Raw genomic sequence first — 7,455 nt, forward strand, 5'->3', positions numbered from 1 at the left:
CCCTGATACCGGACGGCAGCAGGGGTTCTTAATATATAAGCTGAGGCATACAACTAAAGATCTATTTGCAAATACTACGCTATAAAACGTTAGTAGCTACCCATAGACTTTAGTTAAAACTGGTTCACTACTACTTGACGGACACCTTAGCGCCAGCTTCCTCAAGCTGCTTTTTAGCAGCTTCAGCATCATCCTTAGAGACACCTTCTTTGATTGCCTTAGGCGCACCTTCAACCATGGCCTTCGCTTCTTTGAGGCCAAGACCAGTGATGGCACGAACAGCCTTAAGCACAGCAATCTTGTTGCCACCGAAGTCTTCGAGAACAACGTCGAACTCGGTCTTCTCTTCAGCTTCTTCACCGCCGCCAGCAGCACCGCCACCAGCCATCATCATCATGCCGCCAGCGGGCGCAGCAGCACTTACATCAAAGGTTTCTTCAATTTGCTTAACGAGTTCAGATGCCTCGAGCAAAGTCAAAGACTTCAACTTTTCCAAGATTTCATCAGTTGCAGCAGACATGGATTTCTCCTTGATTAATTACAAAATGAATCGTGAATAGACCAAATTTGGCAGTTATTCGCCGCCTTCTCCACCTTCTTTGTCGGCATAGGCCTGAAGTCCACGCGCAATAGACGACGGCACTTCCTTGACACCCACTGCAACCTTGGTTGCCAGGGCATTGAGGGCACCTGCAATCTTGGCGTAAAGCTCTTCTTTACTCGGTAGATCGGCGAGAGCTTCGGCTTCAGTTTTGGTTAAAGCTTTGCCCTCCAAGACACCGCCGCGTAGCTCGGTTTTCTTGGTGTCTTTCTGGAATTTTTTGTATTCCTTGATGACGCCACCGATATCTTCCTGAGTCAGCAACAATGCCGTTGCATCCTTCAGAAAGCCTTGTACGGGCTGCCAATTATCGTCGTCTTGAACTGCAATCCGGATCAGGGTATTTTTGGCAATTTTACATGTGCCGCCCTTATCGCGAATACGGTTACGTAGGTCACTGATCTCACCAACCGTCAGGCCTTTGTAGTCAATAACAAAAATCGATTGGGTATCGCTTAGGAGATCCTTAAGCTCGGTAACAATCTCTTTCTTGTTTTGTAGGGTTCTCCCCATTCGGATCTCACCTCCTTAATTTCGGGGATAGGTTGGAGATATAGCTAGCTTTAAACCCGACTTAGAACATTCAAATAAAGACCAATGGTTAAGACCTCAGAGATCTAAAAGGGCCTCAGCTAACAACCGAGACCCAAAGATATGCGCTACTCACACACTCTCTCTGCACCTCGGCAGGGTATTAAGCACAATGCACCTGCTGTCTTTGAATGCCTATTTAGTTGTTGGGTGTTTTCTAAAGCAGCAATATCTCCAAAGCTTTTAATTTTGCTCGCTATTTTTGCAAGCAACAATATCTATGCAACGGCGTCTTCAGGTTTTAGATCGCGCAGCGCACTAATATCCATCTTAATCGCAGGACCCATCGTAGCAGCTACTGACACTGTGCGCCAGTAACGGCCCTTAGCTCCGGATGGACGATTACGATCAATCGTCTCCTGAAGTGCTTTGAGGTTAGTTAGTAGGTCTTCTGCCGAAAAGTCTGCTTTACCGAACATGACATGGACAATGCCAGACTTATCAGCACGGAATTCCAACTTACCAGCCTTAAAGTCATTAATAGCCTGAGCCAGGTCGAAGGTTACAGAACCACCCTTGGGAGATGGCATTAAGCCTCGGGGACCCAGTATCCGTCCTAACTTGGCAACTTTGGGCATCATGTCAGGTGTAGCGACGAGGATATCAAAATCCATCATGCCCTTTTGGATCTCATCGATCAGTTCTTCCGAGCCGGCTAGGTCCGCACCGTTGTCAGTGGCTTCTGCCACTTTCTCACCACGGGCAATCACTGCAACGCGAACGGCCTGCCCGGTACCCTTGGGCAAAGCCACGGTGGTACGCAATTGCTGATCGGTATACTTGGGATCAATGCCCAAGCGAATATGAGCTTCGACAGTTTCAGTAAACTTTGCAGTCGCTGTATCTTTGAGCAACTCCATGGCCTCTAGGGGGTCATAAAGTTTGTCTTGTACTTTTGCCTGCAGCTCTTTCAAGCGGCGCGACACTTTCTTAGCCATAGGTTTAACTCCTCGGGGTCGTAACGAAGTCAGACTTCTTCCCCAAATAGTGGTCAACTAAATGAATTTAAAGCGTAATCGTTATCCGACGCCTAATCAGACAACGTTACTCCCATATTGCGAGCGGTGCCTTCAATGATATTCATGGCTGCTTCAACGTCATTGGCGTTGAGGTCAGGCATCTTCATTTCAGCAATTTCTTGCAATTGGGCACGAGTAATAGAGCCAACTTTTGTTTTATTTGGCTCACCAGAACCCTTCTCAATTTTTGCCGCTTTCTTAATCAGCACAGAGGCTGGCGGTGTTTTGAGAATGAAGGTGAAGCTTCTGTCTTCAAATACAGAAATTTCAACCGGAACAATTAGCCCAGCTTTGTCAGAGGTCTTGGCGTTGTACTCTTTGCAAAACGCCATAATGTTGACCCCGTGCTGACCCAAGGCGGGACCAATTGGCGGTGCAGGGTTCGCTTTTCCAGCCGGGATTGCCAGCTTAATAATCGCAACTACCTTCTTCGCCATTGATTAACTCTCTTTTTGCACTTGGTTAAATTCCAGCTCAACGGGGGTATCGCGACCGAAAATCGATAGCAATGCCTTAAGCTTGCTCCGTTCAGGACTGACTTCAATGACTTCACCACTAAAGTCTTTAAACGGACCAGACAACACCAAAATTTTGTCACCCTCAGCCATATCAACTTTGACTACGGGTGCCTGCTCTTGGGTCTGCTTAAAGATGCGCTCGACCTCAGCCCGACTCAGAGGCATGGGTTTAACATGACCTCGCCCACGTCCAGTGGCACGTCGTTGCTCGGCACCGACAAAGTTAATGACATGGGGGGTGTTTTTGACCACCTGCCAAACGTCGTCATCCAAAACCATGCGGATGAGGACATATCCAGGAAACACTTTTTCCTCGATATTCTGACGACTGCCATCTTTGCGCAGCTTTACCGCCGGGGTCTGCGGAATTTCGATCTGAAAGATACGACTAGCCACATCCAGAGTGATTGCTCGCTGCTCAAGATTGAGCTTGACGCGCTTTTCACACCCGGAGGCTACTTGTACGGCATACCAGCGTGATTGCGATTTTCTGGGTTCCTGAGGAACATCAGAGTTTTCACTGTCAGCTGTATAGCTTGGATCGTCAGAAGCGTAAGTCATTAAAACACCTGCCTAGAAGCCCAACCAAAGAGTTTATCCACTAAGTAAATAAGTGTCGCAGATACGCCCACCATAAGGATGACAGCCGCAGACTCACTGATCAATTGCTGCCTGGAGGGCCAAACCACCTTGCTCAACTCTTCGCGAGTGCCTTTGACGAAAGACCCTGCGTCAAAAGAGTCAGAGGAGTCGCTTGCCTGCTGTTTTTCAACTACTTTCTTAGCGTCCTTTTTGACCACGTCATTAGCTTCCTTGTTTGCTACGTCGAGCCAGGTCGATAGAGTATCAACCTAGAGCTACCCAAGCAAAAATTCTACCTAAAGCACATCACTTGAAAGAAAAAGAATGAATCTCTTCCCTTTAAGCAATAAATCTAAATGCTTCAGGCAGAACTTATGCTAATCGCTCAGCGCGTCCTGGAGGACTCGAACCCCCGACATTCGGTTTTGGAGACCGACGTTCTACCAACTGAACTAAGGACGCACGACTCTTTGAACTTGCCCCATTGTAAGGCTTAATTTACGGGCTTTTAGACAGCCCAGCAAATTATTATTTTTTGCCTGCTTTTTCAATGGGACGATCAAAGCGCTGCTTCAAGCGAGTTGCTTTACCAACGCGATCGCGAAGGTAATACAACTTAGCACGACGCGCTTTACCTCTACGTAAGACCTTTATATTGGCCACGCGAGGTGCATGAAGTAGGAAAACACGCTCAACACCCACGCCTTGAAAGACGCGACGTACGGTGATCGTCTCGTTGATACCACCATTGCGCATGGCAATGACAGTACCCTCGTAGGGCTGCACACGTTCCTTACCACCTTCTACAATTCGGACACCGACCCGAACTGTATCCCCAACATAGATCTTGGGGATATTGTCTTTGATATGTTCCGCTTCTATAGAGCGGATAATCTCCTCAGCGTTCATAAGCCCTGAAAAGCGCACGGTCTTTAATATTAGGCCAACATGGTCACAAACACCACTGGTTTTTTAGGGAAGTCGGTTCACCTCCGAAATCAGCAACGGCAAAAATCCTGCATACTATTAGTGCGAGCGGGCTGCCCTGGCCCATCGGATGAAACCCCCATTGCAAACCTCAATCAACCACGTATGAATGTTTTAGGTAGTCTGCTATCGCGAGCGTTAGCTGTCCCAGTCATGGTAGGACCGCGTAAGCATCAGGGGATTGAGTTAAAGTCGCTGCCAGAAAGAGACACCATGCGCCAGGCGGGTCGGATTGTGGCAACGGTGCTCAAGGAAATTTCTGAGCTGGTGCAGCCGGGGATGACGACGGCAGATTTAGATGACCATGCCGAGCAGCGGATTCGGGAAATGGGGGCGACACCAAGCTTTAAGGGTTATCACGGCTTTCCGGGCTCTATCTGTGCCAGCATCAATGATGAGGTGGTGCATGGAATTCCCCGCAAGCGCAAGGTGATTAAGGCTGGGGATCTACTAAAGGTGGATACCGGGGCCTACTATGATGGATTTCATGGTGACTCGTGCATTACGATTGCAGTCGGGCGGGTAAATCCTCGGGCTAAGAAGCTGATGGATGCTGCCCAGACAGCCCTCTATGCAGGGATAGGCCAGGCGCTGCCAGGGAAGACGCTGCTGGATATTGCGGGCGCGATTGAGGACAGTATTCAAGCCAGCGGCTACACAGTGGTGGAGGAGTTTACCGGCCATGGTGTGGGTCGGAATCTCCATGAACCGCCAGCGGTGTTTAATTTTCGCACTAAAGAACTACCCAATGTGACGCTAAAGCCGGGGATGGCTTTAGCGATTGAGCCAATTGTCAATGAAGGTTCTAAGGTAACGCGTACCCTCAGGGACCGATGGACTGTCGTGACGTGCGATCGCAAACTCTCTGCCCAGTTTGAGCACACCGTTCTCATCACCGAAGACGGTCAAGAAATTCTGACCGACCGCTCTCGGCTGTAGCCTGGTATCTAGTCCTCTGAAGTGTCGGCCGCACTGATATCAGCCAGGCTGAGGCAGGCATCCTCATCGTAATTGACGTCAAAGGGCACAGTGTAGATTTTTTGAGTATTTTCAGTCGGAAAGTTTTCGTAGTCCTGGATTTTTTGCAGGGCCACATCATTGAGAAATGGATATCCGGAGCTACGCAGGAGGGCGGGTTCGGTTGCGATCGCTCCATCGGCATCCACCACAGCACCGATTAATCCTTGCTTGGGGAGTGGGCTCAGACAGCTGTAAATCTGTCGCGGACCTTCTTCTTCGGTAATAGTTACGGGATAGCTAATTTCTAACGGTTTTTCTAACTCTTGAGGAGCGGACAGACCAGCGGACTGCTCCTCAAGTTTTGCTAGCCAGGCGGTCTGTGCTGCCGCCACATCTCGGGTCCCTTGCAGACTGTACTGCAAACGCGCCAAAAATTCCTGAAGACGCTGTGGCACGGACCGAGTGTCGGCACCTGCTCTCAACGCTATTAATGTGGGAGCTTTTTGCTCAGCTACTTCGTTTGATGACACGGTCACGGGTACGCTGTCCGTCGTCGTGTTGTCAGGTAAATCTGGCAGCCCAGCAGGATTCTCGCTCGGAGCCGCTGAGGTGTTTTGGATATTGCTGGTCTCACCACTGGAATCGCCATTAGTGGAGGAGCTGCTGCGGCTAGAGCGTTGGTCGCCTTGGGAACGGGGTTTGGTTTGCGATCGCGCACTTACAGCCGCTGTAGCTTTTTTACTGTTAGCTGCCTGTCCTACCGCCGTTGGGCGAGTAGCACTGGGAGGTGACTGACTAGCACCGGGTTTGGCTGATTTATCCCTTTTAGGTGGAATCCGCGTAACTGTAATACTTTCCCCTTCTGGGTCTGGTGCCGGCACCACATTCTCAGATGAGCCACCCGCAACAGGAATCATTAGCAGCCCCGCATGCAGACCCACCGCCAGTAAAAAAATTGGGTTAAAAAGGACTTTCAAAAAATTCATGGTGATGCGGGAAACAACAGTACGCTCAGAGCAAACAATACCGGCTCAAAAGTTTACTTTAAATGAGGCTTTCAACGGGCCGCAGGGGCCTGTGCTACCTATCTATCTGGTAAGTAGGTCACCCCACAATTAATTGTCCCTGTACGGTGCTGTTAGGCGAAGCCGTAACGCACCTCATGGAAAAGATTTGATGCGTTACGCTACCGCTAACACATCCTACAAATAATTATGACTGTGCTACCTGTCTATCTGGTAAGACTGTGGGCATCCTACTGAGGGCGACTGTCCCAGATGCCAACAAATACAGTCTGTCCCCCAGACCCTTGAAAAATACTCAAATATCCAACCTCTTCATTAGTAGCCGCATTAACTAACTGGTATAGGGACGATCCACCATATTCACCAGCGGGCACTGGATTATCACCACCACTAGTAAAACTATCGAGAATAGCCTGTTCCTTCTCAACTAAGGTGGCATCATTAAAGACAATTAAGTCTGTTAAGCCTTGAGCTAAGGGAGCTTCAAGCTTGTTACCAGCATTCATATCAAAGAAAAATGGCCGCTGGCTATCTTCGAGCAACAAAGGCGCAGGGGGGGTGGTTTCCCCTAGGCTTCTGGTGCGGTCCGATGCCTGTCGTTGGGCACCTGAGCGGTCAAACGGCGGCTGAGGTGGGTCATTGTCCGGCGGTGGACTATCTAACGGTAAATCCTCTGGCGGCTCCTCTGGCAGCGGGTTTTCTGGAATATCCTCGGAGTCAGTAATAACTACTTCCTCAGGAGGGACAGCCGGTGTAGGCTCCTCCGGCGGTGCTTCTTCTGGCTCTGGAGGAGGGGGCAGCTCGGTTTCTGTAGGCACAGCTCCAATCAGATCTGATAGATTTTGCACCTCAATGACAGAAGCGTCCTCTGACTCTGCGTTCACCAGCTCTTCGGACGTTGACGCCGTCAAATCAATGGCCGGCAGCAATAACAACAGCCCATGGCTGCCCAATGCGAGCCAAACAACAGGACGTTGCATAAACCGCAGTCCATAGGTTGATAGCTGGGCTGTTACATAGGGCAGCGCTCGAATAAACAAAAGAGCTGACTTTTCCTATTAAGTCTGGTTCGCTAGTTGCCAACCTTCAACCAGGCCCTGTAACTTTGCCCATCCTTTCCAAAGGACTTGAATCCCGATAGGTGTTTTCCGTCGATGTTCTAAATACCCTCC

At 49.6% G+C, this 7,455-nt stretch carries 10 protein-coding genes, 1 tRNA gene and 1 other annotated feature; of the genes, 1 reads left to right on the forward strand and 10 read right to left on the reverse strand.

Translation table 11 applies throughout. The features are described from left to right. Positions 1–130: 130 nt before the first annotated feature. The 8 genes from rplL to rplS form a co-directional block, all read right to left on the reverse strand. A complete protein-coding gene (rplL, locus tag IQ260_RS24185; RefSeq protein ID WP_193995641.1) occupies positions 131–520 on the reverse strand; it encodes a 50S ribosomal protein L7/L12 in 390 nt (129 codons plus the stop codon). 54 nt (positions 521–574) lie between these two features. Beyond that, the gene (gene rplJ, locus IQ260_RS24190; protein ID WP_193995642.1) at positions 575–1,114 is read right to left on the reverse strand and encodes a 50S ribosomal protein L10; all 540 of its coding nucleotides are present in this window, start codon (positions 1,112–1,114) and stop codon (positions 575–577) included. A 96-nt stretch (positions 1,115–1,210) separates the two neighbouring features. Beyond that, positions 1,211–1,340: a sequence feature (ribosomal protein L10 leader region), on the reverse strand. A 70-nt stretch (positions 1,341–1,410) separates the two neighbouring features. Continuing rightward, positions 1,411–2,130 (reverse strand): 50S ribosomal protein L1, encoded by a 720-nt coding sequence (rplA, locus tag IQ260_RS24195; protein ID WP_193995643.1) that lies wholly within the window; start codon positions 2,128–2,130, stop codon positions 1,411–1,413. A 92-nt stretch (positions 2,131–2,222) separates the two neighbouring features. Beyond that, positions 2,223–2,648 (reverse strand): 50S ribosomal protein L11, encoded by a 426-nt coding sequence (gene rplK / locus IQ260_RS24200; RefSeq protein ID WP_193995644.1) that lies wholly within the window; start codon positions 2,646–2,648, stop codon positions 2,223–2,225. 3 nt (positions 2,649–2,651) lie between these two features. Beyond that, positions 2,652–3,290, reverse strand: a complete 639-nt coding sequence (gene nusG, locus IQ260_RS24205) for a transcription termination/antitermination protein NusG (protein ID WP_193995645.1) — start codon at positions 3,288–3,290, stop codon at positions 2,652–2,654. Then, the gene (gene secE, locus IQ260_RS24210; RefSeq protein WP_193995646.1) at positions 3,290–3,529 is read right to left on the reverse strand and encodes a preprotein translocase subunit SecE; all 240 of its coding nucleotides are present in this window, start codon (positions 3,527–3,529) and stop codon (positions 3,290–3,292) included. The genes nusG and secE overlap by 1 nt, the downstream gene beginning before the upstream one ends. A gap of 171 nt (positions 3,530–3,700) precedes the next feature. After that, positions 3,701–3,773: transfer RNA gene (locus IQ260_RS24215), tRNA-Trp, on the reverse strand. Positions 3,774–3,839: 66 nt separating this feature from the next. Then, positions 3,840–4,220, reverse strand: coding sequence for a 50S ribosomal protein L19 (rplS, locus tag IQ260_RS24220; protein WP_193995647.1), 381 nt, complete (start codon positions 4,218–4,220; stop codon positions 3,840–3,842). A gap of 39 nt (positions 4,221–4,259) precedes the next feature. Between rplS and map the strand changes: the two genes are divergently transcribed. Further along, positions 4,260–5,237, forward strand: coding sequence for a type I methionyl aminopeptidase (gene map, locus IQ260_RS24225; RefSeq protein WP_322745039.1), 978 nt, complete (start codon positions 4,260–4,262; stop codon positions 5,235–5,237). Positions 5,238–5,245: 8 nt separating this feature from the next. Here the strand turns inward: map and IQ260_RS24230 are convergent, their stop codons facing one another. Together IQ260_RS24230 and IQ260_RS24235 are read right to left on the reverse strand one after the other, a co-directional pair. Next, a complete protein-coding gene (locus IQ260_RS24230; protein WP_193995648.1) occupies positions 5,246–6,244 on the reverse strand; it encodes a hypothetical protein in 999 nt (332 codons plus the stop codon). 269 nt (positions 6,245–6,513) lie between these two features. Continuing rightward, positions 6,514–7,323, reverse strand: a complete 810-nt coding sequence (locus tag IQ260_RS24235) for a hypothetical protein (protein WP_193995649.1) — start codon at positions 7,321–7,323, stop codon at positions 6,514–6,516. Between the last annotated feature and the right edge of the window lie 132 nt (positions 7,324–7,455).

The organism is Leptolyngbya cf. ectocarpi LEGE 11479 (genome assembly GCF_015207065.1).
Taxonomy (GTDB): Bacteria; Cyanobacteriota; Cyanobacteriia; order Phormidesmidales; family Phormidesmidaceae; genus Leptothoe; species Leptothoe ectocarpi.

What these genes read in the sequence shown, in the direction of transcription:
- rplS (WP_193995647.1), bottom strand. Translation starts at nt 4,220, where the DNA reads ATGAACGCTGAGGAGATTATCCGCTCTATAGAAGCGGAACATATCAAA.
- nusG (WP_193995645.1), bottom strand. Translation starts at nt 3,290, where the DNA reads ATGACTTACGCTTCTGACGATCCAAGCTATACAGCTGACAGTGAAAAC.
- rplL (WP_193995641.1), bottom strand. Translation starts at nt 520, where the DNA reads ATGTCTGCTGCAACTGATGAAATCTTGGAAAAGTTGAAGTCTTTGACT.
- rplK (WP_193995644.1), bottom strand. Translation starts at nt 2,648, where the DNA reads ATGGCGAAGAAGGTAGTTGCGATTATTAAGCTGGCAATCCCGGCTGGA.
- map (WP_322745039.1), top strand. Translation starts at nt 4,260, where the DNA reads ATGGTCACAAACACCACTGGTTTTTTAGGGAAGTCGGTTCACCTCCGA.
- IQ260_RS24230 (WP_193995648.1), bottom strand. Translation starts at nt 6,244, where the DNA reads ATGAATTTTTTGAAAGTCCTTTTTAACCCAATTTTTTTACTGGCGGTG.
- rplJ (WP_193995642.1), bottom strand. Translation starts at nt 1,114, where the DNA reads ATGGGGAGAACCCTACAAAACAAGAAAGAGATTGTTACCGAGCTTAAG.
- rplA (WP_193995643.1), bottom strand. Translation starts at nt 2,130, where the DNA reads ATGGCTAAGAAAGTGTCGCGCCGCTTGAAAGAGCTGCAGGCAAAAGTA.